This is a genomic window from Nocardia salmonicida NBRC 13393, assembly GCF_001613085.1.
GTDB classification, from domain to species: domain Bacteria; phylum Actinomycetota; class Actinomycetes; order Mycobacteriales; family Mycobacteriaceae; genus Nocardia; species Nocardia salmonicida.
Window position 1 is genome coordinate 89598 of record NZ_BDBR01000011.1, and the last position, 26296, is coordinate 115893.

The 26296-nt window shown below is 66.5% G+C and carries 30 protein-coding genes and 1 tRNA gene; 14 read left to right on the forward strand and 17 right to left on the reverse strand.

What is annotated here, in order from left to right; all coding sequences use genetic code 11:
- Positions 1–88 precede the first annotated feature (88 nt).
- From NS1_RS13535 to NS1_RS13555, 6 genes are all read left to right on the forward strand, one after another.
- Entirely contained in the window at positions 89–628 is a 540-nt protein-coding gene (locus NS1_RS13535) for an Rv2240c family protein (RefSeq protein ID WP_062984684.1), read from the forward strand.
- A gap of 64 nt (positions 629–692) precedes the next feature.
- Positions 693–1355, forward strand: a complete 663-nt coding sequence (locus NS1_RS13540; protein WP_255284520.1) for a serine hydrolase — start codon at positions 693–695, stop codon at positions 1353–1355.
- Positions 1356–1452: 97 nt separating this feature from the next.
- Positions 1453–2184 carry a GntR family transcriptional regulator gene (locus NS1_RS13545; RefSeq protein WP_062984689.1) on the forward strand — a complete coding sequence of 244 codons (732 nt, stop codon included), beginning with the start codon at positions 1453–1455 and terminating at the stop codon, positions 2182–2184.
- 85 nt (positions 2185–2269) lie between these two features.
- On the forward strand, positions 2270–2545 hold the full coding sequence (locus NS1_RS13550; RefSeq protein ID WP_056813742.1) for a hypothetical protein: 276 nt from the start codon (positions 2270–2272) through the stop codon (positions 2543–2545).
- Positions 2546–2693: 148 nt separating this feature from the next.
- Positions 2694–2849 carry a DUF6131 family protein gene (locus NS1_RS40780; RefSeq protein WP_165610278.1) on the forward strand — a complete coding sequence of 52 codons (156 nt, stop codon included), beginning with the start codon at positions 2694–2696 and terminating at the stop codon, positions 2847–2849.
- 41 nt (positions 2850–2890) lie between these two features.
- Positions 2891–3103, forward strand: coding sequence for a hypothetical protein (locus tag NS1_RS13555; RefSeq protein WP_056813745.1), 213 nt, complete (start codon positions 2891–2893; stop codon positions 3101–3103).
- 43 nt (positions 3104–3146) lie between these two features.
- On the opposite strand, the gene NS1_RS13560 is transcribed toward NS1_RS13555, so the two are convergent.
- Both NS1_RS13560 and NS1_RS13565 read right to left on the reverse strand, forming a co-directional pair.
- Positions 3147–3851, reverse strand: coding sequence for an MHYT domain-containing protein (locus NS1_RS13560; RefSeq protein WP_255284521.1), 705 nt, complete (start codon positions 3849–3851; stop codon positions 3147–3149).
- 182 nt (positions 3852–4033) lie between these two features.
- Positions 4034–4480: an SRPBCC family protein gene (locus NS1_RS13565; RefSeq protein WP_062984697.1), complete on the reverse strand. Its 447-nt coding sequence runs from the start codon at positions 4478–4480 to the stop codon at positions 4034–4036.
- A gap of 217 nt (positions 4481–4697) precedes the next feature.
- On the opposite strand from NS1_RS13565, the gene NS1_RS13570 reads away from it, so the two are divergent.
- The 3 genes from NS1_RS13570 to NS1_RS13580 all read left to right on the forward strand — a co-directional run bounded on the left by NS1_RS13570 (position 4698) and on the right by NS1_RS13580 (position 7941).
- Positions 4698–6185 (forward strand): peptide MFS transporter, encoded by a 1488-nt coding sequence (locus NS1_RS13570; RefSeq protein ID WP_062984706.1) that lies wholly within the window; start codon positions 4698–4700, stop codon positions 6183–6185.
- 54 nt (positions 6186–6239) lie between these two features.
- Positions 6240–7751 (forward strand): APC family permease, encoded by a 1512-nt coding sequence (locus NS1_RS13575; RefSeq protein ID WP_062984717.1) that lies wholly within the window; start codon positions 6240–6242, stop codon positions 7749–7751.
- 116 nt (positions 7752–7867) lie between these two features.
- Positions 7868–7941 (forward strand) — tRNA-Leu (locus tag NS1_RS13580).
- Positions 7942–7986: 45 nt separating this feature from the next.
- On the opposite strand, the gene NS1_RS13585 is transcribed toward NS1_RS13580, so the two are convergent.
- Positions 7987–8493 (reverse strand): tyrosine-type recombinase/integrase, encoded by a 507-nt coding sequence (locus tag NS1_RS13585; RefSeq protein WP_084503706.1) that lies wholly within the window; start codon positions 8491–8493, stop codon positions 7987–7989.
- Positions 8494–8874: 381 nt separating this feature from the next.
- Here NS1_RS13585 and NS1_RS13590 point away from each other — a divergent pair, with 381 nt between their 5' ends.
- Positions 8875–9492, forward strand: a complete 618-nt coding sequence (locus NS1_RS13590; protein WP_063816131.1) for an alpha/beta hydrolase — start codon at positions 8875–8877, stop codon at positions 9490–9492.
- 127 nt (positions 9493–9619) lie between these two features.
- On the opposite strand, the gene NS1_RS13595 is transcribed toward NS1_RS13590, so the two are convergent.
- The 3 genes from NS1_RS13595 to NS1_RS13605 form a co-directional block, all read right to left on the reverse strand.
- On the reverse strand, positions 9620–10153 hold the full coding sequence (locus NS1_RS13595) for a GNAT family N-acetyltransferase (RefSeq protein WP_062984723.1): 534 nt from the start codon (positions 10151–10153) through the stop codon (positions 9620–9622).
- 213 nt (positions 10154–10366) lie between these two features.
- Entirely contained in the window at positions 10367–10660 is a 294-nt protein-coding gene (locus NS1_RS13600) for a hypothetical protein (RefSeq protein WP_062984725.1), read from the reverse strand.
- A gap of 25 nt (positions 10661–10685) precedes the next feature.
- Positions 10686–11654, reverse strand: coding sequence for a helix-turn-helix domain-containing protein (locus NS1_RS13605; protein WP_062984727.1), 969 nt, complete (start codon positions 11652–11654; stop codon positions 10686–10688).
- A 238-nt stretch (positions 11655–11892) separates the two neighbouring features.
- Here NS1_RS13605 and NS1_RS13610 point away from each other — a divergent pair, with 238 nt between their 5' ends.
- Complete coding sequence (locus tag NS1_RS13610; protein ID WP_157125204.1) at positions 11893–12063, forward strand: hypothetical protein; 171 nt, start codon at positions 11893–11895, stop codon at positions 12061–12063.
- Positions 12064–12616: 553 nt separating this feature from the next.
- On the opposite strand, the gene NS1_RS13615 is transcribed toward NS1_RS13610, so the two are convergent.
- Positions 12617–12835 (reverse strand): hypothetical protein, encoded by a 219-nt coding sequence (locus NS1_RS13615; protein WP_131816976.1) that lies wholly within the window; start codon positions 12833–12835, stop codon positions 12617–12619.
- A 273-nt stretch (positions 12836–13108) separates the two neighbouring features.
- Here NS1_RS13615 and NS1_RS13620 point away from each other — a divergent pair, with 273 nt between their 5' ends.
- Together NS1_RS13620 and NS1_RS13625 are read left to right on the forward strand one after the other, a co-directional pair.
- Complete coding sequence (locus tag NS1_RS13620; protein WP_062984731.1) at positions 13109–13657, forward strand: carboxymuconolactone decarboxylase family protein; 549 nt, start codon at positions 13109–13111, stop codon at positions 13655–13657.
- A 156-nt stretch (positions 13658–13813) separates the two neighbouring features.
- The gene (locus NS1_RS13625) at positions 13814–15058 is read left to right on the forward strand and encodes a hypothetical protein (protein ID WP_062984734.1); all 1245 of its coding nucleotides are present in this window, start codon (positions 13814–13816) and stop codon (positions 15056–15058) included.
- Between the two features lie 4 nt (positions 15059–15062).
- Here NS1_RS13625 and NS1_RS13630 read toward each other — a convergent pair whose 3' ends face one another.
- From NS1_RS13630 to NS1_RS13645, 4 genes are all read right to left on the reverse strand, one after another.
- Positions 15063–15512 carry a cupin domain-containing protein gene (locus NS1_RS13630; protein WP_062984736.1) on the reverse strand — a complete coding sequence of 150 codons (450 nt, stop codon included), beginning with the start codon at positions 15510–15512 and terminating at the stop codon, positions 15063–15065.
- A gap of 27 nt (positions 15513–15539) precedes the next feature.
- Positions 15540–16766 carry an acyl-CoA dehydrogenase family protein gene (locus tag NS1_RS13635; RefSeq protein WP_056813771.1) on the reverse strand — a complete coding sequence of 409 codons (1227 nt, stop codon included), beginning with the start codon at positions 16764–16766 and terminating at the stop codon, positions 15540–15542.
- 52 nt (positions 16767–16818) lie between these two features.
- On the reverse strand, positions 16819–17397 hold the full coding sequence (locus NS1_RS13640; protein ID WP_062984739.1) for a TetR/AcrR family transcriptional regulator: 579 nt from the start codon (positions 17395–17397) through the stop codon (positions 16819–16821).
- A gap of 70 nt (positions 17398–17467) precedes the next feature.
- A complete protein-coding gene (locus tag NS1_RS13645) occupies positions 17468–18709 on the reverse strand; it encodes a cytochrome P450 (protein ID WP_062984741.1) in 1242 nt (413 codons plus the stop codon).
- A 95-nt stretch (positions 18710–18804) separates the two neighbouring features.
- Between NS1_RS13645 and NS1_RS13650 the strand changes: the two genes are divergently transcribed.
- Complete coding sequence (locus NS1_RS13650; RefSeq protein WP_062984743.1) at positions 18805–19071, forward strand: YdeI/OmpD-associated family protein; 267 nt, start codon at positions 18805–18807, stop codon at positions 19069–19071.
- A 254-nt stretch (positions 19072–19325) separates the two neighbouring features.
- On the opposite strand, the gene NS1_RS13655 is transcribed toward NS1_RS13650, so the two are convergent.
- The 6 genes from NS1_RS13655 to NS1_RS38990 form a co-directional block, all read right to left on the reverse strand.
- Positions 19326–20285: a Ppx/GppA phosphatase family protein gene (locus NS1_RS13655; RefSeq protein ID WP_062984745.1), complete on the reverse strand. Its 960-nt coding sequence runs from the start codon at positions 20283–20285 to the stop codon at positions 19326–19328.
- Between the two features lie 45 nt (positions 20286–20330).
- On the reverse strand, positions 20331–20852 hold the full coding sequence (locus NS1_RS13660; protein WP_056813790.1) for a DUF501 domain-containing protein: 522 nt from the start codon (positions 20850–20852) through the stop codon (positions 20331–20333).
- Complete coding sequence (locus tag NS1_RS13665) at positions 20849–21427, reverse strand: FtsB family cell division protein (protein WP_056813793.1); 579 nt, start codon at positions 21425–21427, stop codon at positions 20849–20851. Before NS1_RS13665 ends, NS1_RS13660 begins: the two co-directional genes overlap by 4 nt.
- Positions 21428–21450: 23 nt before the next feature.
- Positions 21451–22737, reverse strand: a complete 1287-nt coding sequence (eno, locus tag NS1_RS13670) for a phosphopyruvate hydratase (RefSeq protein WP_056813794.1) — start codon at positions 22735–22737, stop codon at positions 21451–21453.
- Positions 22738–22852: 115 nt separating this feature from the next.
- Positions 22853–23569, reverse strand: a complete 717-nt coding sequence (locus NS1_RS13675) for a lytic transglycosylase domain-containing protein (RefSeq protein WP_062984959.1) — start codon at positions 23567–23569, stop codon at positions 22853–22855.
- Positions 23570–23675: 106 nt separating this feature from the next.
- Entirely contained in the window at positions 23676–26294 is a 2619-nt protein-coding gene (locus NS1_RS38990; protein ID WP_157125205.1) for an ABC transporter ATP-binding protein/permease, read from the reverse strand.
- Positions 26295–26296: the final 2 nt, after the last annotated feature.

Below are 26296 nucleotides of genomic sequence, written 5' to 3' on the forward strand. Positions count from 1 at the left end.
ACCTGACGTCACCCGGAAGTAGCCAGTACGGTCGATATGTTCGGCTCCGGCCCAACCGGTGCCTGCAGTCTCGAGGCAGGAGAGAGAAATGCGAGTACTGGAACGGCTGGGGCTCGGAACCGCGCTCGCGGCCACCGCGACCGGAGTGATCTTCATCGGCGCCTGCTCCAAGCAGGTGCCGGGCACCGCCGAGGTCAACCAGAGCGAGCTCGCCTCGTACACCTCCGAGGTGGCGGCGTCGTCGGCGGCGGCCTCGTCGTCGAAGGCGGCGAAGATCGAGGCGGCCAACGACACGGCGTGCGACGGCCTGCGCTCGGCCAACAAGACCTCGGTCACCTCGTTCAACGCCTACATCGCGGCCTCCAATGATCAGGCGCCCGATGCCGATGCCAAGGCCACCGACGCGGTCACCACCCTGCGCAACAGCGCCAAAGACCTCGACCGCAAGATCACCGGGGACGTGATCGCCGATCTGTCCGTGCCGCTGCGCGACTACATCCAGAAGACCAACACACTCGCCGACACCCTCGAACGCAGGGCGCCCACCGACGAACTCAACGGTGTGATCGACACTTTCAACACGTCCAAGGACACCGCGATCGGGGTGTGCACGCCGTACGGCAGCTGATCGCCTCGTAACAAGAACGTGATCGTTCACGATTCCCCTCCCGACACACCATCCGGAGGGGTACGTGCAGAGCCGATCGGCCGGTATCTGCCCCCTGGGCTCGACGATGCCGGGCACCGTGCGCAATCTGCTCACCGAGTCCTCCGGCATGGAAGTCGCCGTCGCCGCCGAGGGCGCGACGGGACTGGCCCAACTCGATCCCAATGTCGTCGCCCAAGCACTCGCGATGCCGATCGAACGCCCGCAGGGCACGATGTTCCGCTACAGCCAGCGCGCTGTCGACCTGCTGGTCTATGTGATCCAGCAGTCGGTGGGCGAGGACTTCCAGTCCTTCGCCCAGCGGAAGTTGTTCGACCCGTTGGGTATTGCCCGCAGCGACTGGGCCCGCGACCGCGCCGGAAACACCTACGGCCACGCACATTTGATCCTGCCGCCGGACGACTTCGCGAAACTCGGTCTGCTCGTGGGCAATCGGGGCCGCTGGAATTCCCAGCAGGTGATCTCCGAGGACTACATGGGTGAGCGTGACCGACCCGATGATCGCGCGGCCCGATGCCTTCTTCGGCACCCTCGGCGTCGGCCCGTACGCCTACCCCGGCTGCAACTTCCTCGACTGCCTCGGCGAGACTCCGAAGGCCCCGTTCGCGGATTCGCCACCGGGATGCGTCATCCTGGGATGCGTCGGCACCGACCCACGCACGCCGGGCATCCGCTGAGCCGGGCATAGATCTCTGGGTTCCCGGGCGCCGGTCGCGTATTCTCGAATCAACCGGATAGGACCAGTAGGGACCGGTCGGCCTACCAGGAAAAAGGAGCCACTGGCGATGCCCGCACCGCTGCGCGACAGCGCAGTGCCCAAACACGAACAGCTGCGCGCGATTCTGCTCCAGAAGTGCACGCGCGAGCTCCAACCGGGCGATCTGCTCACCAGCGAGCGCAATCTGATGCAGGACTACGGCGTCAGCCGGATCACCGTGCGCGAAGCGGTCGGTCAGCTGGTCAACGAAGGGTATCTGGTCAGGGTTCGCGGCAAGGGCACCTTCGTCGCGCACCGGCCCGTGCAATCGCGGCTGCACCTGGCCTCTTTCACCGAGGAGATGCGCGCGCTCGGCCACCATCCGACCACCCTGGTGCTCGTCGCCGAGGAAGCGATCGCGCCCGAGGCCACCGCCCGCGGGCTGCGCCTGCCCCAGGGCGCGCTCGCCTACCACGTGCGGCGGTTGCGCCTGGCCGACGAAGATCCGGTCAGCGTCGACGACGCCTGGTTCAACCCCGAACTGGTCCCCGGTCTGATCTCACACGACCTCACCTCGTCGATCTACCGGACCACGGCCGATCGCTACGGCAGGCCCATCGAACGAGCGGTGCAGACGGTCGACGCCCAAGCCGCGGAGGCCGGTGTCGCGGCCCTACTCGGCATCAAGAAGGGCTCTCCCGTACTGCATTTCGACCGGGTGTCGTTCAGCGCGGAGGTGCCGATCGAGCACACCCAGAGCTGGTACCGGGCCGACCGCTATCGCGTGCAGATGGAAGTGGGTCAGCGGCCGCAGTCGTAGCCGACCACGCCGATCCGGTGTGAAATCACCGTATTTCAGTTACCGTCTGGGTGCTATCACAGCGAAGCGCTCGGAGGTATCACCCATGTCCATCCGTCAATCCACCGCCGCCAGGGCAGGCCTGCTGGCCGTGCTCGCCGCGGGAACCCTGCTCGGCGCCGGCGGCACCGCCAACGCGGTCGGCAGCGCCGATTGGGACCTGCTCCCCTCCGGTTCGGTCGAGCTCGGCCCGCCCACCGGTAGTTCGATGGGCTCGGTCGACGTCGGCAGCGGCACCGGCTCGTTCGACGCCGACCTCGGCTCGAGCGCCCCGCGCCCGGTCTCGACGGGCTCGGCCGCGCTGCCGATCTTCGCCCGCTGATTCACCCGACTGCCGTGGCCGACCTGGTCGGCCACGGCAGTTGGTCTCTTGCGGCACAGCCTGTTTCGGATCGGAAAAACCGGGCAAACGGCCTATGTGGGTGCCCACCGGTATTCCACAGTCCCGACACCGAACAAGGTGAGCTCTGATGATTCTTCTCGGCGCAGTACTTCTCATAGCCGGACTCGTTTTCGGCATCCCCCTCCTCAACACGGTGGGAGTCATCCTCCTGGTGGTCGGCGTAGCGCTGGCATTGATCGGCAGCACAGGACGTGCAGTCGGCGGCCGACGACACTACTACTGACCATGCGCAGAATCCGTCGAAGTAGCAGTAGAGGACCGGTCATGACAGGCAGTAGTTCTCGCATCATTTCGATCGTCGTACTGGTGTGGTTGCTGATCGGAGTACTGGCCGCGGGTCAACGCGGTTACTACACCGAACGCGATCAGAACTGTGCGACCCTCGGCACCATCGCGGTGACCCTGATCGCGGGCCCACTGAACTATGTGGGCGCCAATCCGAAGGTCGATGACTGCGAGCTACCCCAGCCGAGCTGATGGATACCGCCGTGGCCGAATATTCGGCCACGGCGTTAATCCGTCAGTCCGGTCGACTCTCGCCGACCTCCAACTCGCCCAACCCGACCACGATCACCAATCCGGTGACCACCAACGACACCGTCGCGATCAACGGCAGCAGCAATTGCACCGGAGTGACACCGTCCACCACGGTCATCGGGTCGCCGTGGTGGACGCGCATGGCCGCCATCGCCGTGTAGTGCATGCCGCACACCGCGATTCCCATGACCAGCGCGGCGCCTGTTGTCATCAGCAGGCCGCGCACGTGCAGCATGAACCACAGCGCCACCGTGGCCGCGACCACGGCGATCACGATCGACAACGCCATCAGCGCGGGCTCGTATTCGATGACGGCTCTGGCGCGTATCGCCCACATCCCCAGGTAATGCATGGCGGCCACCCCAAGCCCGGTGATCGCGCCGCCGAAGGGCAGTGTCACCCACTCGTTGCCCCCACCGGTGACGATGGTGAGCCCGATCAGCACCACCACGATCGCGATCACCGCACTGAACAGCGTCAACGGCACGTCGTAGCGGATGGGCGCCCCGCCGATGCTGAACCCGAGCATGGCCGTGAAGTGCGTGACCCAGATGGCCGCTCCGCCCAGCCCCACGGCCGCGGCGATGAGCCAACCGAGCGGCGCCGACGACGCTTTGGCGTGCACCGCGCACCGTAGCCCCAATACCGAACCGATGAACGACAGGCCGAAGGCCAGCACCGGATTCATCCAGCCATTATTGAAGTGCTCGATATGAAGCACGCGCTTTTCCCCTGATCTACGCATTCAGTTAATCGGTAGAGACTAAACCAATTGCGCAGATCGAACACAGCGACAGAGAATTCCGCGCAACTATTTCAGCGCGAAATACTCGCTATCGAGAAATACGGACCGGTCGGAATTCCTGTGAGTCATTCATTCTGCGAACGCGCACGAATCAAAGCGGCCAGCCGATCGAGGGATTCCTGGTTACGCGCCGAGAAGAGCAGATCCTGTGCTACTCCCGGAATCAACTGAGCGGGTCCGCTCCCGGCGCGTTCGACCATCCGGATCGTGGTGTGCCCCGGGGATTGTTCGGCGAGCGTGAGCGTGATCAACGCCGAACCGACCGACCACAGCCGCGCCTCCAACTCGAGCCGGTGCGGCGGGTCGATCGCGCGCACCACCGTCGTATCGCTGATAAGCACCGGCCACAGCCCGAAGCGGTAGTGGATGCGGCTGCCGACGGCAGGCCAGCCGGGGTCGACCTCGCGGATATGCGAGGCGCCGACCACCCAGCTCGCGTAAAGCCAGCCGTCGGCCAGGGTCGCGAACGCCCTCTCCGGCCGCACGGGGACGGTTACTTGGGCTGTCAGCACGTCTGGTTCCTCGTCCGTCGCGGGAGTCCGGTCACCACAGCCTAATTGGCGCAGCGCTCCTCTCCCCGCGTACCGCCGCGGTGTTCGCGGCGGTACGCCCCCTTGTGTCGGCGCCCCCGCCGGAGGTGTTCGCGACGGCCCGGCGGGTTCGGCACGCCGAAGCCGCGACGATGCGGGAAAATTGCTGTCCACCGTTTCGACGTGGGATCGTTCCCTTATGTCCACCGAAGAAACCCGGCTCGGCGACCCGCCGAACCCTGCCGACAAGGCGGCCGAACGGACCGTGTTCGGTCACCCCATCGGATTGACCAACCTGTTCGGCGTCGAGCTGTGGGAGCGTTTCTCCTTCTACGGCATGCTCACGATCCTGGGCTACTACCTCTACTACTCCACCACCGAGGGCGGCCTCGGTATCGCCCAGAGCACCGCGCTCGGCATCGTCGGCGCGTACGGCGGCCTGGTTTACCTGTCCACCGTGCTCGGCGGCTGGATTGCCGACCGGGTGCTGGGGATGGAGCGGACGGTCTTCTACGGCGGTGTCGTGGTCGTGGCCGGACACCTCGCGCTGGCGGTGTTGCCCGGCTTGACCGGCGTCGGCGTCGGCCTGGTCCTCGTCGCGCTCGGCAGTGGTGGGTTGAAGGCGAACGCGTCGTCGTTGCTCGGCACTCTCTACGCGCCCACCGACGCGCGGGTCGACGGCGGATTCACGCTCTTCTATCTCGGCATCAATATCGGTGCGTTCTGTGGCCCGTTGCTGACCGGCCTGTTGCAGCGCGAGTGGGGATTCCACGTGGCTTTCGGCGCCGCGGCGATCGGTATGTCGCTCGGTCTGGCCCAGTACGTGATCTTCCGTCGCAACCTGGGCACCCACGGGCGCGAGGTGCCCAATCCCCTCACCCGTCGCGAGCTCACCCCGGTACTGATCGGCGTCACCGTCGCGGCTGTCGTGGTGCTGGTGGCCGTGCTGACGAAGCTGATCACCCTCGAGAATCTCTCCGACGTCACCACCGGTGTCATCGTGGTCGCCTCGGTCGTGTATTTCGCGGTGATGCTGCGCAGCGCCAAGGTGACGCACGTGGAGCGGACGAGGGTGGTCGCGTTCGTCCCGCTGTTCATCGCCAACGCGGTGTTCTGGTCGCTGTTCCAGCAGATGTTCACCATGCTCGCGGTCTATTCCGACGAGCGCGTCGACTGGCGGATCTTCGGCTGGGAGGCCCCGGCGAGCTGGATCGGTTCGGTCGAGCCGGTGTGGATCATCGCGCTCTCGCCGCTGTTCGCGCTGATGTGGACCAAACTCGGCAATCGCGCGCCGAGCACGCCGATCAAGTTCGCGCTCGGCGTGATCGGGATGGGCATCGCGTTCTGGTTGTTCGCGCTGCTCAGCGGTTTCGACGGCAAGACCGTACCGGTGCTCGCGGTCTTCTTGATCCTCGGCGGCTTCGCGGTCTCGGAACTGCTGCTCTCGCCGATCGGTCTCGCGGTGACCACCCATCTCGCGCCCGCCGCGTTCCGCTCGCAGATGATGGCCCTGTACTTCTTCTCCGTCGGCATCGGTACGTCGATGGCCGGCACGCTCGCCCGCTTCTACAGCCCCGACAGCGAGACGGCCTACTTCGGGTTCAGCGGCGCCGCGGCCATCGTGGCCGGTCTCGTGGTTGTCGCGTGCGCGCCCTGGATCAAGCGCCGCATGCAGGGCGTGCACTGACCTGATTTCCGGGTAATCCCCGATTACGTTTTTCGCAGCAGAAGGAGATATACCGTGCCGACACCGCAGGACGCTCCAGGCGTGGGCCGATCGCCCAGCCGCTGGGGCGGGTTGTTCCGCACCAAATCCGTCGAGCAGTCGATTCTCGATACCGATGATCCCGATTCCAGACTCCGGAAAGATCTGACGGCTTGGGATCTCACGATCTTCGGTGTCGCCGTTGTCGTCGGCGCGGGCATCTTCACGCTCACCGCGCGAACCGCGGGCAATCTGGCCGGGCCTTCGGTCTCGCTGGCATTCGTTTTCGCGGCGATAGCGTGTGGTCTCACTGCGGTCTGTTACGCGGAATTCGCTTCGACCGTGCCCGTTGCCGGTAGTGCCTATACCTATTCCTACGCCACCTTCGGGGAACTGGTGGCGTGGATCATCGGCTGGGACCTGATCTTGGAATTCGCGCTCGCCGCGTCGGTGGTCGCGAAAGGCTGGTCGCAGTATCTCGGCACGGTATTCGGATTCGATTCCGCCACTGTGCAATTAGGTTCGGTCACCTTCGACTGGGGCGCGGTATTACTGCTCGCCGCGCTCGGTGTGCTGCTCGCCGTCGGCACCAAGGTGTCCTCGCGGGTGTCGGCGGTCGCCGTGGCGATCAAGCTCGCGGTCATCGCGCTGGTGCTCGTTCTCGGCATCACCTATTTCAAGGCGTCCAATCTGAGCCCCTACATCCCGCCGTCGCAGCCCGCCGAGGAAAGCGCCAGTGGTCTGCACCAGACGCTGTTCCAACTCATCACCGGCGCGGGTGACACCAACTTCGGCTGGTACGGCCTGCTCGCCGCGGCCAGCATCGTGTTCTTCGCATTCATCGGTTTCGACGTGGTGGCCACCGCCGCCGAGGAGACCAAGAACCCGCAGAAGGCGGTGCCGCGCGGCATCCTGGGTTCGCTGCTGATCGTCACCGTGCTCTACGTGGCGGTGACGCTGGTGCTCACCGGCATGGTGCCCTATACCGATCTGTCCGGCGAGAATGCCACGCTGGCAACGGCATTCCAGATCCTCGGCGTGGACTGGGCCAAGAACGTCATCTCCATCGGCGCCCTGGCCGGCCTCACCACCGTGGTGATGGTGCTGTTCCTCGGGCAGACCCGCGTGCTGTTCGCGATGTCGCGCGACGGCCTGCTGCCCCGCCGACTCGCCCACACCGGCAAGCGCGGCACGCCGGTGCGGCTCACCGCCATCGTCGGCGTGATCTGCTGCGTGCTGGCCGGTTTCGTCGACTTCGGCACGCTGGAGGAAATGGTGAACATCGGCACGCTGTTCGCCTTCGTGCTGGTCTCGGTCGGCGTCATCGTCCTGCGCCGCACCCGCCCCGACCTGCCCCGCGGCTTCCGCGTCCCGCTGGTCCCCTTCATCCCCATCCTGGCCGTCGCGGCCTGCCTGTGGCTGATGGTGAACCTCTCGGTGGAAACCTGGCTGCGCTTCGTGATCTGGATGGCCATCGGCTTCGCCGTCTACTTCGCCTATGGCCGTCGACACTCCGTCCTCGGCAAAAAGAGCGCGAGTGCAGACTGACCAGCACCTTCGATGACATGATCGGTCCCGGCGTGGTCTGTTCCGACACGCCGGGCCGACCTTGTCGACCAACAGGATTCCGGTACACCCGTACGATTCGCTACGCTATCCGGGACGCCCCTATAGCCCAATTGGCAGAGGCAGCGGACTTAAAATCCGCACAGTCAGGGTTCGAGTCCCTGTGGGGGCACTTCATCGAAGCAGGTCAGGGGCTTGAAGGCCACCGCGAGGAGGGTCAACTGGCCTCAAAAGTCCGCAATTCGTCCGCAACAGCTCGCGCTTTCACATCGAGGGCAGCGGCAACCGGGTCGAGATCCTCATCGAACAGATGGCCGTAGAGGTCGAGTGTCAGCGTCGCCGTCTTGTGCCCGAGCATCCGCTGTACAACCTTGATATTTGCCCCGGCACTGATCGCCAGAGACGCCGCCTTGTGGCGCAGGCTGTGCGGAACGACACCGGGCAAATTCACCGCCGACGACGCAGTATCGAGCACCCACCGGAACTCCCCCAGCGGGAGCACTTCGCCGTCCTTCGAGGGGAACACGTAGTCGGCCGGTAACTTGCCCTCGACCGCATCAGCCAAGGGCTTCGACAGGAAGTCCGGGAGCGGCACAGCACGCGTCGCGTGGTTCTTGGTGTCGGTCTCCACGATCCCGAGGCCGGTGACCGCGGTTGCTGAACGAGAAACGTCGATCCGGCGACGTTCAAGAGCGCCTGCGGCGGCGCGCAGCGCCGAAAGCAGGCGATCGGAACTCTGACCAGCTCACCACAGCATCGACCCCGAGCAGTGGACGAGGCCGACGAGAGCCAAGCCGCGGATTGCTGAACGGAATCCGCGGTCAGGTCGGTGGTATCGCGACCGGTGGCCGCGTGGCCCTGTTCTGGGTTGGCCTGCATTGTGATCCCGCGCCCCTCACACCTCGAGGGCGCCGATAGCGTCAGCTTCGCTGGTTGCTTCGCACCCCTTGACCTGTGAGCCTCTACGCGTGAACGGCAGGCCGTAGCGGGCAGGCAGTGAGCCAGCCCCGAGGTATGCAACCCAACCCAGCACACGGCCAGCTGTTGTCAACCGAGGACTTAAGCGCGTGCTCCACGAGGCTCTGAACCCGTAGGGTCTGTTTCAATGACGGCCCCGACACACGCCCACCGTTTCCATGCTGGCACTGGCGGCAGATCACCGGTCGTTCTGCTCCATGGCTCACACGGCAGCGAATCCGACCTCATTCCCGTAGCCGACGAAATTGCGCCAGAGGCATCAAAACTGAGTATCCGTGGCACAGCCAGCATGGATGAGGGCTATGCGTTCTTCCACCGCTTGCCAGACGGGCGCATAGACCCGGACGACATCATCGCCAGGATGCCGATACTGGCAGGTTTCATCGGAACCGCCTGCGCCGACTACAACCTCACCAGACGCCCCGTCGCAATCGGTTTCTCCAACGGCGCGATCATGGCCGCAGCTCTACTCATGACGTATCCAGGGTTGCTGGCGGGAGCGATCCTGTTCCGTCCCCTTGCCCCGTTCACCCACGATCAGGCCGACTGCGTCGACGACATTCCAGTTCTGATAGTCGACGGCGCTCACGACAACCGCCGATCACCAGGGGACGGCCTTCATCTGGCTGAACAGCTGCATCGTGCGGGAGCCCTGGTAACCCACCGGGTGCTATCGGTCGGCCATGCGATCACCGCCGAGGACAAAGCAGTTGCACGCGAATGGCTTCTGACGCAGGAGTGCTGAGCGATGCCGCCAACCACAGTCTCCCGAAGCCCGAGGTGTCACGCAGTTGTCACAACTCGCGCATACGACCCCGAACACGACGAAACCCCATGGAAGCATCAAGCTGTCGCCCTGGTCCGCGCGCAAGCTATTCGCACAACGACAACTCATACCTGCTGACAACCGTGGCTGGTCCACCTTTGAGCCGCTGGCCCGGAGCCCCACCGACTTGGACATCGCCGCGATGGACGAACCCAGCCCGCTCGTAGTAGGCACGCAACCGGTCGTTGGTGGCCACGCAGTCCAACCGCAGCAAGCCCCGGCCGTGATCCCGCGTCGTGTCTGCTGCCCACCCAAGGATCTGGCCGCCGATGCCTGCCGCTCCTCGTCGGACTGCCATTCGGTGCACATACCCGGCACATTCAGCATCGTCGGCCCACAGCGGATCAGACCAGTCAAGAGTCACCGTCGCCGCTAGTTTCCCCTCGACCGCGACCAGCCAAGTCTCACCGCGAGAGACCGCGGGCTCCACCCAGGCCGGATCGAATCGTGTCGGCCACTGTCGCACACCACGCGATGTCAGCCACAGGGCCGCCTCATCCAGCACTTCGAGCACTTCACCGATCTGACCGGCCTCCGCCCGCCGGAATTCCACCAGGCCGCACTCCTGCAGTTGCGTCACTCGCTAATACTCTCTGCCGTATCGATCGCGTGCGCGGTGAAGCTGGAGTCGGAGTGCCACACGTGGCGTCGACGCGACGAAACGGCGGGAGCCATCACCACCGCCGTTCCAGAGTCGAAGGTCCGCAATTCGTCCGCAGTAGCTTCGAACGCCACCAACTACGCAAACGATGCAAATCCGCGTGCCACCCCGGCACGCTGCGTGGCGCCTTCGTTACCTGTCGGTGAGCGATGGCAGAATCTCGGCCAATGTGAAGCCTCGCAGCCGCGCTCCCACTTGATGTGCGGCAGTGATGATCTCATCTGCGATGACTGCGAGCTGCTCCCGCTGCCACTTGACCCATTCACGATCGTCAGCGGCCTCAATTGCTTTGCGGTTGGTCCGATTGCTGATTATCACGCCGGTGAACGCAGCGGCGGCCACGAGGGCGGAGCCCAACACTGGCAGCCATGCCAGCCACCAATCGGGCGAGCTCTGGACAATCTGGATGATCTGCTCGGGAGGCACGCACAGATCATCGCAGACAGCGCGGCTACGAACCCGAGTTCATCTCCGGGTCTATCTGCGCCAGCATTGATGCCAGCCAACCGGCGGACTGGTGCCCGGCGGGCATCACGGCTACGCCTTGCACTGCTTCCGAAATGGCGTCAGCCTTGCGCCCGAGCTGCGCCAGCACGATCCCCCGCTGTACGCCCCAAAACCCGGCCGTGTACCAGTATCCGAAGGCAGGCAATTCGATCCCGTCTGTAGCCTCGGCTGCCTTGTCTGCCAACGCGAGCGCCTTACCGGCTTGGCGCGATTCCTTGCGTACCGCAAGCAGTTCCGCGCGCTGGTACCGGTCGTACACACCGAGAATCGGGTGCGCGCCGTCGACGCCGATAGCGGCGTCTGTGAGCGCGACCGCCCGCGCGGTGTCGCCTTGGTGGCGCGCGGTGTAGGCACGGAAGCTGTAGGAGTGGGCGATCTGGGACCGGTCCCCTGCCACCTCCGCCAGCCGCGCAGCATCTTCCAGCGCACGGTTGGAAACATGAGGGCTACCGATGGCGTGCTCCAGCCAGCCTCGGTACCGTGCGACCTCCGACGCCATACATGCCGCCGCGCTTCCGCCTATCCGCTCAGCGGCCAGCGCCCGCGCTACGCCGTCCATCCCCCGGATCACCGGCGCGACGAGTTCCGCACCCGCAACATCTTCCAAATGCCTTGTGCGCTTAAGAATTACCGAAACGTCTTCCAGGCTAGAACTGCCAGCGCCAGACGGGTCCGTGACCGTGGCCTGTAGCCGCTCCGGGTCAACATTCGCCAGCCCCAACGTCGGGTCGCCCAGTACGGCGCGGTATCCGGCCAGAACCGCCGGGGTTACGGGCTTGCGCCCAGTCTCGACCAGCGACAAGTAGCCGGTCGTGAAGCACGTACGTGCGGCCATCGTCCGCAACCCGATACCGGCGATCGTTCGCAGCTCGCGCAACAGGCACCCGGTCACCGCCCCGCCATCGGTAAACATAGGTAAACCGTATTGCTCGGGCCATTTTCTCGGTAGTCCCCGAGAGTATCTCTTAGCCCCACCGCCGGGGTATGCCAGGCAACGCTGCTCGGCACATCGGGCGTAGTGAGCTGCGCGGACGATGGCGAAAGCTCCGCGGCGGTGGGCGCATTCACCCGACGACCCACCAGGGGGACTGATGAGCGACGCGATCAAACCTCAGCTTGATGCGCTAACCGAGCGAGCCGCGCTACGGTCGATGACAATCCGGCGGGCACCCGAACCGCCGTACGCGTGGGGGCTGTACAGCCCGTTCCGGGTCGTCTGCCACGGGTCGCTCGACAACGTAGCCGCGTGGCTCACCGCAGCCGAACAGCGCGACGGGCGTCCTTTGACCGTGGCCGAGACCAGCGGGCGGGCGGACGGGTGATCACGCTCGGGTTCGTCGTCGCGGTGGGCTTGCCGCTGGCCGTGATCGTCGGAGTGGTGCTATGGCCCGAACGCATCCCGCCGGACCGCACCGTGTCAGCCATTCAGCAGCGCATCAAGAGCGAAAATGTCTCCCACCTGCGGAGACGCGGCCCCCATCTCCGGCCCGCCCCGCTAGGGGCTGTGCCGACCCGGCTAGGGACCGCTAGCCCCCGCGCAAGGCCGCCGGAAACCGGCCAAAACCACAAGGCCAGTGGGACTATGACACCTACCGCCGCCTATTTCCGCAGGTCGCCGGACCGCACCTCAAGCGAGCTAGAGGTTCTTAAAATCCGCACAGTCAGGGTTCGAGTCCCTGTGGGGACACTCTTCATCGCAGGTCGTGGGCGCTATCCGCGCTTCTCCCCCGGTCGACTGGCCTGCTCGGTCCGCTGTGAGTCCGCAGCGGCTCGCCCGCCTTGTCCATAGCCGCCACCGGATCAAGAGCGTCTGTGGCGGCAACCGGATGGTAGGGGTCGGCCCGCCGGACTGACCCCTGGCCACTTCGAAGCGGGCTAGCCGACGGCTACCCGCCAGCCATTTCCGTCACGCTTACAGGTGTAGTTGGGGACGTTGATGTCGCCCTGCGAAATACGCTCGTCGACCTTGCGCTTCGCGGCAGCTTGGCAATCCTTGAGGTTTGCGTACTGGGCCGCCTGCGCCGCGGGCGCCATGGCGACCATGGTCCCCGTGGCGAGCGCGCCCATCAGCAGTCCTGTCACGATCTTCTTCAACTCAGTTCTCCCCTGGTGTGGATGACTTCGCCCCCTCGGGGGCCTTGACAACAACCATGAAATTAGAGCGCGCCGCATACGGTCGACATGCGAAATCCTTAAGGTGCCGGCCACGGTGCGATGGGTATTGCACTGTGCTCCAACGGCTTACACGGCAGCCGCCTTGGAGGCGGGCTCCGCCGGCAGGACGCGATGCGGATCACTCTGGGGTTCGGTGGGGTCTCGGCGTAGGTTCATCGGTAGGTGAAACGTCGGCACGAAGGGGTGTTATCGATGCGGGTGGTCAAGCGGGTTCGGGGATACGCCGAGGTCATCGGGCAGGCTCGGCGTAATCGGGGGGATCTGGTGGGGTGGCTCGGGCGGCGGCCGCAGATCGCGGCCGCGACGCTGGCCTATGAGACGGCGCTGTTGTTCAGTAACAAGCTCGATCCTCGGCTCAAGGAGTTGGCCGAGCTCAAGACGGCGGGGCTGGTGGCTTGTCAGTTCTGTCTCGATATCGGGTCGGCGCTGGCGCATACGGCGGGGCTGACCGAGCAGCAGCTCATCGATCTTCCTCGGTATCGGACCAGTGACGCCTATACCGAGCTGGAGAAACTGGTGATCGCCTTCGCGGAGGCGATGACGGTTACTCCCGCGGTCGACATCGACGAACTGCGCGACACGCTGCTCACGCACCTGTCGAAGGCGCAGCTGGCCGAGTTGGCGGCGAGCATCGCGTGGGAGAACCAACGGGCCCGGCTCAACCAGGGTCTCGGTGTGCAGCCGACGGGGATGGCCGACGGGCTGGCATGCGCGATGCCGGAACCACGCCGAGCCCCGTAGAACGGCGGCGACCGGACACACCGTCGACGGTCCACCGCTAGGTGGCGTGGGGCGCTGCCATGGGGTGCACTATGTTGGTCGCGAGCCGACCACGGTGACGTGGGCGCGCGGGATTCTTCGATAGTTCGCCAGTTCGAGCTCAGCGAGGGGATCGTCATGCATTCGGTCGGTGCTGTGATAGTTCGCGTCTGTTGTGTGGTGGCTACGGTGCTGGCCGCGGTGGGGTTCGCCGCGCCCGCCTCCGCGAATCCGCCGGACTCGGCGCTGTGCGCGTGGCGGTTCATGTCCAACAGCACCGTGCTGAATGTGGCGTTCCCCGATGCAAATTCGACGTATTGGCTGATGCCCTACGCACTGGGGCCGGGCGACTCGATCGAGTTGTCCGGTACCTATCCGGCCGCGCGGTATTTCTCGTTGAACACCTACGGGACCGACCTCGACACCGTGGACACATTGCGCGACGACCAGATCGTCGCCGACCCGGGCAGTGCCAACCCGTTCGTCGACGCCGCCGCCGCATCGCTGCCCGCGTCCCAACGGCGCTGGCACGCCACGTTGGTCAACGGTCCGGCCGACCACAGCCGCAACGAGATCCAGGCTGTCGCGAACGGTCAGAGCACGCCGATCGGCTTCGTCATCGTCCGTGTCTATGTTCCGACCGACCCGGCCTCGCTCAGTGGCGGCGTCGCGCTGCCCGATGTGAAGCTCTCGATCGCGGGCGCCGACGTGCCTGCCCAACCATGCGCGCAGCCCTTCGACCCGGCTTCGTACACCGGTCCCGTCGCAAACGCGGCCAAGTCCGCCTTCGACCGGGCGATCGCCGGAGCGGCCTCGGGCGCGTTCCCCGGCAACACACCGGAGGCGACGTTCAGCAACCCGGCGAGCACCTCCGGGCTCTTCCCGAACGGCGACAACAAATACATCGGAACGCGGATCAGTTATCAGCCCGGACGCCTGCTGGTGGTGCGTGGCAGGGCACCGATATTCCCGAATACCCGTGCGGGACAATCGCCTACGGATCCGAGTCAGCAGGTGCGGTATTGGTCGATGTGTCAGAACGACCTGCGCTCGCCCTACCCTGTCGTCGCCTGCGCGGCCGACTTCCAGACCGCGATCGACGGGTCCGGCTACTACACCTATGTGGTCGCCGCCCCCGCGGACGTGCCCGCGAGTCTCGACCCGAGCGTGACGGTGATTCCCTGGGGCAGCACCGATGTGGACAAGGTGCTGTTCCTACGGAACATGATCCCGAGCGCGGCGTTCTATCCGAATTCGATCCAGGCGTCCCAGGACTCCGGCGACGACCCGGCTATCACAATGGGCCCGTACTACCCTAGAACCGCTTATTGCAGCACCGAAACGTTCGCTACCGGCGGCACCGAAGCCTGCCTCGACGCCTGAGGGGCTACGCGCAGTCCGGGGCGGGGGCGTCCACGAAAAGGGGTTCATTCGCGAGGTTGACATACGCGACGTACAGCTCGGCGGGCTCGCTGCCGAGGTTGCGGCCTACATGGACATGGTCAGGGCCCACGGTCTCCGACAAGCCCTGGCCCGCGGAGTACGTGGTCGGCACGCAGTCTGTCTCGTATCGGGCCAGCTGGCCCGCGGTGACCACCGCGAGAACAGTGCCGTCGTGGTAGTGCCAGCCGAGGGTGCCCCCGGGCGCGATGGTGATCCGCCGGAAGGTGAACTTGCTCGGCAAGGAGGCGAAGGGGCTGAATGCGCTGACATCGACCTGGGTCAGCGGTTCGACGGTCACACCGGAGGCCGGGGTGGCCGAAGCCGACGGCGCGAAGGCGACGACCGCGGCGACGACCACCACGGCGCCGGCAAGAGCATTCCGGTGGATGCGCATCTTCGTAGTATACGAGCGAACTACCAGCTACCCGGCGGTCAAGCCCTTGGCGATGTGGGTGACCTGGATTTCGTTGCTGCCCGCGTAGATCATCAGCGACTTGGCATCGCGGGCCAATTGTTCGACCTTGTACTCGGCCATGTACCCGTTGCCGCCGAACAGCTGCACGGCCTCCATCGCGACCTCGGTGGCGGCGCGAGAGGAGTAGAGCTTCATCGCCGAGGCCTCGGCGAGGGTCACCTTGTCGCCGGCGGCGGTGCGCTCGATGGCGTTGAAGACCATGTTCTGCACATTGATTCGCGCGATCTCCATCTCGGCGAGCTTGAGCTGGATGAGCTGGAACTGCGCGATCTCCTTGCCCCACAGCGTGCGGGACTTGGCGTAATCGACGCACAGGCGGTGACATTCGTTGATGATGCCCAGTGCGAGCGAGGCGATGCCGATGCGTTCGGCCGCGAAAGACTCCTTGGCACTGTCTTTTCCGTCACCCTTGGCCGGGTTCTCGGTTTCGCCGAGCAGCCGGTCGGGGGTGATGCGGACGTTCTCGAAGAACAGTTCGCCGGTGGGCGAGGAGTTCATGCCCATCTTCTTGAACGGGGGGCTCTGTACGAAACCGGGCATGCCCTTGTCCAGCACGAACGGCAGCACTTTGCGGTCGCGGCGGTCGGTGCCGTCCCCTTCGTCCAGCTTGGCGTAGACGACGGTGACGTCGGCGTACGGACCGTTGGTGATGAACGTCTTGCGGCCGTTGAGGATGTAGTCCTCGCCGTCACGGCGCACATAGGACTTCATGCCGCCGAACGCGTCGGAGCCCGAATCGGGTTCGGTGATGGCCCAGGCGCCGACCTTGGCCATGGTGACCAGTTCGGGCAGCCAGCGCTTCTTCTGCGCCAGGGTGCCGCGACTGCGGATGGTGCCAACGGTGAGACCGAGGCTCACCCCCATGGAGGCCACCAGCCCGAGGCTGACGCCGGCGAGCTCACTGTTGAGGACTACGCCCATGCTGCCCGCACCGCTGAAACCGCCGCCCGACTTACCGGAGCCGGTGGTACCGGCCTCTTCGCGGGCGAGCGCCTTCTCGAGCCCGTCGCGCGCCATCTCGTCCAGCCCGAAGGTGGCGTACAGCTTGCGGATGATGTCGAACGGCGGCAGCGCGCCACTCTCCAGCTGGTCGACGTGCGGGGTGACCTCCTTGGCGATGAAGCCGCGCACAGCGTCGCGGAACATCAGGTCTTCGTCTGACCACTGGTACATATCTGGACTCCCGAGGGATCGCCGGAACTTTTTCTCAAATATAGAACACGTTCTAGTTCGGTGAGACGAAGGTGCGGGTGATGACCGGGGCGACGAACTCCTCGAGCATGGCCCGTTCGTCGGCGGCATCGCGGCCGGGAGCCGACAGCAGCGAGACAATGATGCGGGTGAGCCAGCGGGCCAGCCTGCTGCGTTCCGGGTCGGTCAGGTCCGCGGGGCCGAAGATGGTCGCGGCCAGGGATTCGATGACGTCGGAATCCTGACTGATGCGGCCTGCCGTGCCGGAGTCGGCGGGGCGGAACCACGCGATGAGCAGGGGGTTGGCGCGGACCTCCTCGACCGCGCCGAGCATCGCGGCGATGATGCGTTCTCCCGGGTCGGCGATGGCACGGAACCGTTCGTCGAGCTGGGCGACGATGCGACGGGTCTCGCGGTGCACGAACGCCAGACGCACCGCGTGCCGGTTGTCGAAGTAGCGGTACAGCGTGGCGCGGGAGCAACCTGCGGCCTTGGCGATTTCGGCCATGCCGACCGCGGCCACCCCGTGCTCGGCGAACAGTTCGGCGGCCGCGTCGATGATGCGTTCGGCGGCCAGGTCCGCCCGATCGGCGCCCAGCCAGTCACCGCTCATGCTGTGTCCCCGCGGCATGCTCGGGCGCCCTGCGCGGTTACGCGGGCTGCCGCCTCCGGGCGCTGACCACTCATGCCGAGCCCTCCGCGCGGAACGGCACCGAGACCGGCCAGCGCACGTAGTTGCCCTGCGACCACTGCACCGCGTCGAGGTCGACGGTGAAGTCGGGGCAGCGGGTGAGCAGTTCCTCGAGCGCGACGCGCGCCTGCATGCGGGCGGCGGCCGCGCCGAGGCAGTGGTGGTGGCCGTGACTGAAGCTGAGGATGCGCTTGGGATTGCGCCGGATATCGAGTTCGGCTGCGGCAGGGCCGAATTCGCGTTCGTCGCGGTTGCCCGAACCGTAGAGCAACAGCACGCGGCGACCCTCGGGGATGACGGTGTCGTGCAGTTCGACATCGCGGGTGGCGGTGCGGGCCAGGCCCTGCACCGGTGAGGTCATCCGGAGGAACTCCTCGATGGAGTCCGGGATGAGCGAGGGATCGTCGATGAGCAGCTGTCGCTGGTCAGGGGCGGCGGTGAGCAGCTGGACCGCACCGCCGAGATTGCCGGTGGTGGTGTCGTTGCCGCCGGTGATCATCGTGAACGCGAAGCCGAGGATCGCGACCAGACCTTCGTTGTCGCCGTCGGCGCCGAGACCGGAGGCCAGCAGGTGCGAGATGGTGTCGTCGCCCGGTTCGACGCGGCGGCGGGCGATCAATTCACTGAAATAGCCGACCATTTCGCCCACCGCGGTGAAGGCGTTCTGGTCGCCCGCGGCAAGCCCGGCCCCCGCGACCGCGCCGCCGACGATGTTCTCGGTCCACGCGTCGAATTTCTCGTGATCCTGTTCCGGCACACCGAGGTAGTGGGCGACCACCATGGTGGGCAGCGGCTTGAACAGGTCCTTGACGATGTCGCCCCCACCCGCCGCACGCAGCCGCTCGATGCGCTCGACGATGAATCTCCGCACTGCGGGCTCGACCGAATTCACCTGGCGTGGAGTGAATCCCGGTGACACCCGACGCCGGAAATCGGTGTGCTCCGGCGGGTCCATGAAGACGAACGGCTTCACGGCGCCGAATCCGGCGGCGACCAGGTCGATGTAGTCGACGGTCAGTCCCGACGCGGAGGAGAAAGTCGCGGGGTCGCGCGCCGCCATCCACACGTCGGCATGCCGGGACAGCACGTAGAAGTCGTTGTCCTCCTGCCCGGCGGGGATCACGCGGTGAACAGGGTCGTGATCACGCAGTGCGGAATACATGGACCAGGGATCGCGCCAAGTGTCTCCGGAGCGAAGTTCGAACCGCACCGAATGAGACGTCGTTGTGCTCATGACTCCATGGTGAGACATATCAATCACTTTGTCTAGTAGCGCCGGCTCCCGTCCCGGTAACCGCAGGTCGAACGCTTGCGCGCTACCGTGGACTGATGAGTAGTCGACAAGTCTCCGGGGGCGTGGTACACGAGTTGCCCGCCGATCTGCGTGCGGCGCTGCTCGCCAACTCGGTGGCACTCGGCGCCTGGCAGGACATCACGCCGCTGGCTCGCAACGAGTTCATCTGCTGGGTCGAGGACGCGAAGCAGAACGCGACTCGCGAACGGCGGATTCGGCGCACCCAGGAGGAACTGGAAGAAGGCCAACGGCGGCCGTGCTGCTGGCCGGGGTGTAAGCATCGTGAGCGCACTGGGGGCTAGCACCACACGGCCGCTATACACACATTGGTGGTACTCTCCGCGCTCGACAGACTGAATCAGGCCGAGCTGGTGTCCGCTGCCGAGGTCGAGACCGTGCTCGGCCGTCTTGCGAGAGTGCCGTTGACCCGTCACCACGTCGTGAACCTGACGACGGGCGCCTGGAATCGCCGAGCTGCGATCAGGCTCGCCGACGCACTCTATGTCGAACTCGGCCCCTTAGCGGTTGCGCGCGGCCCAGGTGATCGAGGCGAACATCAGGCCGCGGCGTTCACGATCGACATGGCGATGCCGTCGAGGATGTCGTGTTCGCTGACGATGAGTTCGGAAACTCCCGCGCGCTCGGACAGTTCGTCGGCGAGAACCTCGGTGATCACCGCGCCGCCGCCGATCACGTCGACCCGGCCCGGATGCATCGGGCCGAGGGCGGCGCGTTCGTCGTGGTTCATGCTGATCAAGCGGTCACAGACCTGGTGGACCTCGGCGAGACTCAGGCGGGTGAGATGCACTCGCGCGGAGTCGTATTCGGGGAGGTCGAGGGCGACGGCGGTGATCGTGGTCATCGTGCCTGCCACGCCGACCCAGGTGTGCACCTTGTCGACAGCGACCTTCGCGAAGGCCTCGTCGAGCTTCTGCTGAGCGAATTCCCTTGCGGCAGAGACCTGTTCGGAGGTGGGCGGGTTGCCCGCCAGACAGCGTTCGGTAATGCGGACACAGCCGATATCGGCGGAATAGGCTGCCTGGACGCCGTTTTCATCGCCGACGACCAGCTCTGTCGAGCCGCCGCCGAGGTCGACTACAACGAAAGGTCCTGCATCAGCGGACAATTCACCGACGGCACCGGCGAAGGACAGCCGTGCTTCTTCGTCGCCGGTGATCACTTCGGCGACCGCGTCGGGCACTACGCGGCCGAGTTCGGTGCGGGTCATCGAGAAGAAGTCGTCGCGGTTGGCGGCGTCACGGGTGGCGGAGGTGGCGACCATGCGCACGCGCGAAACACCCTGCGCCACCATCACATCGACGTAATCGGACAGCGCGAGGCGCGTGCGTTCGATGGCTTCGGGCGCGAGACGGCCGGTGGCGTCCACCCCCTGGCCGAGGCGCACGATGCGCATCTCCCGGTGCACGTCGGTGAGCCCGCCGTCGGCCCCCACCTCGGCGATCAGCAGGCGGATCGAGTTGGTGCCGCAGTCGACTGCGGCGATGCGCTCACTCATGGTGTCCTCCAGAGGTCTCGACCCGCGCACGGGCACTGACCGCGATTATGCCTGTTCGTCGGGTGTGCTCGTGGCAGGCCAGTCGGCGGGGATCGCGGTACCGCGGAAACCGGCGTCGGCGGCGAGGGCGACGGCCTCGTCCCCGAAGGGGTTCAGACCGGGTCCCTTGGCGAGCGAGTGCGCGATCAGCACGTGCAGGCACTTCACCCGGTCGGGCATCCCGCCACCGGTGAAATCGGTGCCGAGCGACTCGATTTCATCGCGTTCGGCCAGGTAGCTCTCGTGCGCGCGCCGGTAGGCGGCGGCCAGTTCGGGATCAGTGGCGAGGCGTTCGGTCATCTCGCGCATCACCCCGGCCGATTCCTGCCTGCTCGCCTCGGCCGTGAGCCGGGGGTCGGTCAGGTAGTAGAGCGTGGGGAACGGGGTGCCGTCGGGCAGGCGTGGCGCGGTCTTCACCACGGCGGGCAGGCCGTCGGGGGTACGGTAGGCGACTTCGAGCACGCCGCGAGGCTCGCGACCCAACTGCTTCGCGATGATCTCGAGGTCGTCGGCGTTCGGTGTCGTCACCGTGGTCCTTCCGGGGCTGGTTCGGAGATGCTGCGCCACAGGTCGGTGTACCAGGGGTCGGGCGCCGCTGTTCGGGTGCTCATCGGCGGCGGCGCTGGTGCCTCGATGCCGGGAATCTGCACGATGTAGGGAGTTTCGCCGGGCATCACCAGGCGCAGGCGGTCGCGCGCTTCGGAGCGGATGTAGGCCGGATCCTGTTGTTGCGCACGACGATTACGCAGATCGGCCAGGTCGGCTTCGAGTTCGGTCCGCTGCTTGGCCAGTGCCACGGCTTCGGCGCGCTGACTGAAGTAGGTGCGCGTCGGCACGGCCAAGGTCAGCGCGAGACCGCACAGCACCGCCGCCAGGATCACCGCTTTACCGGTCGAGAGACCGAGGATGGTGTGCTCGCTGCGTTCCAGCTTGCCGCTGGACTTACGGGTAGCACCCGCGGGTTGCGGATGCCGCCGCGTCGGGCGCTTGGCCGCGGTGGGGCGGCCGGGCGTGTCGAGGCTGGGGCGGGAGCGCGCGGCCCGCGACGTGCGCCGGTCACCTCGTCCACCTGGACTGGTCCCACGCGCACGTCGCTCGGTCATTCGCTACCGCCCCTGCACTGCCTTCAGAATTCGCCGGTGAAACGCGGGAAGGCCACGTCACCCGCGTAGCGTGCCGAATCACCGAGGGCGTCCTCGATGCGCAGCAGCTGGTTGTACTTGGCGACCCGCTCGGAGCGCGCGGGGGCACCGGTCTTGATCTGGCCCGAACCGACGGCGACCGCGAGGTCGGCGATGGTGGTGTCCTCGGTCTCGCCCGAACGGTGCGACATCATGGTCTTGTAACCGTTGCGGTGCGCCAACTCGACGGCGTCGAGGGTCTCGGTCAGCGTGCCGATCTGGTTGACCTTCACCAGCAGCGCGTTGGCCGCGCCCTTGGCGATGCCCTCTTCGAGGCGCTCGGGGTTGGTGACGAACAGGTCGTCACCAACCAGCTGCACCTTGTCGCCGATGGCGTCGGTCAGCGCGACCCAGCCGTCCCAGTCGTCTTCCGACAGCGGGTCCTCGATGGAGACCAGCGGGTACCGGGTGAGCAGATCCGCGTAGAACTCGCCCATCTCGGCGGCGGTGCGGACCTTGCCCTCGAACTTGTAACCCTCGCCCTCGGTGTAGAACTCGGTGGCGGCCACGTCGAGCGCCAGCGCCACATCGGTGCCGAGCTTGTAGCCCGCGCGCTCGATGGCGACGCTGATCAGGTCGAGAGCCTCCACGGTGCCCGCGACGTCGGGGGCGAAGCCGCCCTCGTCACCGAGACCGGTGGACAGGCCCTTCTCCTTCAGCACGGCCTTGAGCGAGTGGTACACCTCGGTGCCCCAGCGCAGTGCCTCGCGGAAGGTGGGCGCGCCGATCGGGGCGACCATGAATTCCTGCACGTCCACGCCGGTGTCGGCGTGCGCGCCACCGTTGAGGATGTTCATCATCGGGACCGGCAGCACGTGGGCGTTCGGGCCGCCCAGGTAGCGGAACAGCTCGAGGCCCGAGGACTCGGCGGCACCACGTGCCACGGCCAGCGATACACCGAGCAGGGCGTTCGCGCCGAGGCGGGACTTGTCGGGGGTGCCGTCCAGATCCAGCAGGACCTGATCGACGGTGCGCTGCTCCACGGCGTCGAGGCCGATGATGGCGGGCGCGATCTCGTCGAGGACGCCCTCGACAGCCTTGGTCACACCCTTGCCGCCGTAGCGGTCGCCGCCGTCACGCAGCTCGACGGCCTCGTGCTCGCCGGTGGACGCACCGGAAGGTACGTCTGCCCTGGTCAGGGTGCCGTCGTCGAGGGCGATCTCGACCTCGACAGTGGGATTGCCGCGCGAATCCAGAATCTCGCGAGCTCCGACCTGTTCGATAATGGCCACGAAAACTGCTCCTTACGACGGAAGGCACGGTAGGTATCACGGGAAAGGGCCGTGCGGTGCCGAGCCTATCGTCTCGGCGGAGTGTGGAGTAACCGGCACTCCGGGCCGTGCGCAACTACACGCGGCGCCCGATGCTGTATATGGCGGCGCGATCGCGCACCACATGCATGTATTTGTTCGACTGGTTGTAGGCGAACAGGGCGCGCTGCCAGCCGTCGGCCGAGGTCAGATCGCCGCCGCGGGTGCAGAGGTAGCGGGCGGCGGTGAGGGCGGCGTCGTCGATGTTCTGCGGGTCGGCCACGCCGTCGCCGTTGGCGTCGACGCCCCAGCGCTTCCAGGTCTCGGGGATGAACTGCAGCGGGCCCACCGCGCGGTCGTAGGTGGTGTCGCCGTCGAGGCTGCCGCCGTCGGTGTCACGGATGTCGGCGTTGCCCTTGGTGCCGTCGAGGGCGACGCCGATGATCGCCGGGCGAACCGTCCCGTCGGCGTCGACGCCCGCGCCGCGATGGGTGCCGTGCCCACTCTCCACGCTGGCGATGCCGGCGATGGTGGTCCAGGCGATCCCGCATTCGGGCTTCGACTTCGCCAGCACGGCGGCGGCGTAGCCGTAGGCCTCCAGCGCGACCGGCTCGATGCCGATCGCCCCGGACTGCTCGTCGGCCCAGCCGCGCAACTGCGCGGCCGCGCGGCCGGGTGCGTCGACATCGATCACGGGCAGCGCGACGCCCGGCCCCGGCGGCATGTCATCGGGGATCGACGCGAGCGAACTGCACCCCGATAAGAGGGCGCTGATCGCCACCGCGGCGAGTACGCCGACCTTCTGCACTGACATCTGTTCAATCATCCAGATCCAGCAGTGTTCGTGCACATCTCACAGGGAGTTCTCAGCTCCGTGTCCCCGCGATTCCGGCCCGACCGAGGCGGTTGTCCGGGCGGTGTCAGCCGAGTAGCGCGGCGGTGGCTCGGTGGGTCGGGGTGGTGAGAACTGTTTCGGGGGTGCCTGATTCGACTATTCGGCCGTGGTCGAGGACGAGGAGGTCGGTGCAGTGGCCACGGACCAGGGTCATGTCGTGGCTGATCAGGATGACCGCGGTGCCGTGGTCGGCGCGGAGGCGGTCGAGCAGGGACATGATGGCGGCGGCGGTGTCGGTGTCGAGGGCGGTGGTGATCTCGTCGCAGATCAGGACCGCTGGGTCGGCAGCGAGGGCGCGGGCCAGGGCGACTCGTTGGCGTTGGCCGCCGGAGAGTTGGTGGGGGCGACGGTCGGCGACGTCGGCGGGGAGGCCGACGGCGGCGAGTAGGGCGGTGACGCGGGTGCGGATTTCGGGTCTGGGGACGCGTGTGATGCGGCGCAAAGGGCGCGCCAGGGTCTGTTCGACGGTGCGCCGCGGGTTCAACGCGGCCCGAGGGTTCTGGGGGACGAATTGAATACCGTTGGCGCCGAACCGAATTCGCCGACGACTCCCTAACCGAACCCGCACACCGCCTATCTCCAGCAGTCCGACGGCATCGGTGTGCAAACCCGCGATCACCCGTGCGAGCGTGGTCTTTCCAGCCCCTGAAGGTCCCACCACAGCAAGGGCGGCACCTGCGGGCACGCGGAAACCGATGCTCTCGAGCACCGTGTGGCCGCCCGCGTCCGCGTTGATCGCCTCGGCGTGCAGGGCAATTACCTCCGTGAGGTCAGGATTCAGCGCCCGTCCCGAGCAACCATTGCCGCGTGCCGGAACCTGGGACGGTGGGTCGGCCCGTCGGCGGCCGGTCCTGCAACGCCCATTGGTCGAGTGCTCACCGCCGGCTGAATCAGCCACTACTTCGTCCGTCCGCCCACGGACCATCTCGGGCTCGGCGATGCTGTCGGCGCCGGTGACCGCGCGCACGGACGGTGGAAGGCGGTTGCTAGCCGAACCAGCCACGGCGGCCGCGATATTCGTCGATCGCTCACCGGGTGGTCGGAGCTCGATCACGGTGTCGGCGATGACGTTGATCGCCTCGGTGTCGTGGCCGGAGAGGAGGACGGTGGTGTGGTTCTCGGTGGCGAGGGTCGAGATCAGCTGGGCTATTTCGGTGCGAAGAGTGCCGTGCAGGCCCGCGAGTGGTTCGTCGAGTACGAGGATTCGGGGGCGGCGCAGGATGGCGCGGGCCAGGGCGACACGGCGTTGCTGGCCGCCGGAGAGCCGAGCGCAGCGGCGGCGGAGATGGGCGGGGTCCAGGCCCACTTGTTCGAGGACGGCCAGACGGTCGGCGGCGGAGGCACCGGGCGCCGCCTCGGCCAGGACTGCCCGGACGCGAAGCAACGGATTGAGTTCGGAGCCGGGATCCTGGCCGACATAGGCGATCTGCCCACGGCGGAAAGCGCGCAGCGCGCCCGCGTCGAGCGCGAACACATCGTGTCCCGCGACGAGCACCGCGCCCTGCCTACTGGCACCGGCGGGCAGATGTCCGAGCAGCGCACGCATCGCCGTCGACTTTCCCGACCCCGACGCCCCGGTGAGCGCGGTGACCGTCCCCGATTTCAACCGAAACGACACCGGCGCCAGCAATACCGCTCCACTGTCGGCAACGACGCTGAGCCCGTCTACCACCGCCGCGTCCCCTGAATCCACCACGGAGATCCCACATATCCCGGCCCTCCCCGAATCCCTCGGCCGCCCAGCATCTCCTGATCCTCCAGCAACGTTTACGCCCCCGAGGGCTCCCCCGCTGAGTGCGCCCCTCTCAGCTCTCGGCCTCGAGACCCCGACCGCGTCGAGCGCATCCGAGGTTTTCGCGGTCCGGCGATTCCTCGGCCCACTCGTCACCACCAAATTCACACCGACCGCCACGATGGCGATGGCAGCGCTCGGCGCCAGCACCGCCAAGGGGTTCAGCAGCAGCCCGGAGGCATTGTCGCGGACCATGATCGCCCAGTTGTCGGGGTCGAGGGCGGAGACGCCGAGGAAGGCGATGGTGCTGACGAGGTAGACGGCGACGACGAAGCGCAGGCCGAGCTGGGTGGTGAAGACGGCGCGCAGGTTGGGCAGGATTTCGCGAAAGACCAGGTGCGACAGCGACTCTCCGCTGGCGACGGCGGATTCGACGTATCCGGAGGCAGCGATGGTCGAGGCGGAGGCCGCGAAGATTCTGGCGCAGTAGGGAACTCCGAAGAGCAGGGACACGGCGACCAGCGCGGTGACGCCACCCTGTGGCCATGCGGTGAGTACGAGCAGGATGCCGAGGACAGCGGGCAGCAGGATGACCAAGTCGCCGCAGAGTTCGATGACCTTGCCCGCGCGCGGGCGCACGGCCGCGACGGCGCCGAGGACGGCCGACAGCACGGTCACCGCCACCGCGATCACCGCGGAGACGGCCAGCAGCTGCGTGCCGCCGGTGAGCAGGTGACTGAGCACATCGCGGCCGAGCCGATCCGTCCCGAGCAGCGCGTCCCCACCCGGCTGCGCGAACGGCATCCCGACGGCCTTCTCCCCCGGATGGGGCGCGAAGAGCGGCCCGGCCACCGCGAGCAGCACAACCAGCCCCACACCACCCGCCACCGAATACCGCCACCACCTGGACATCC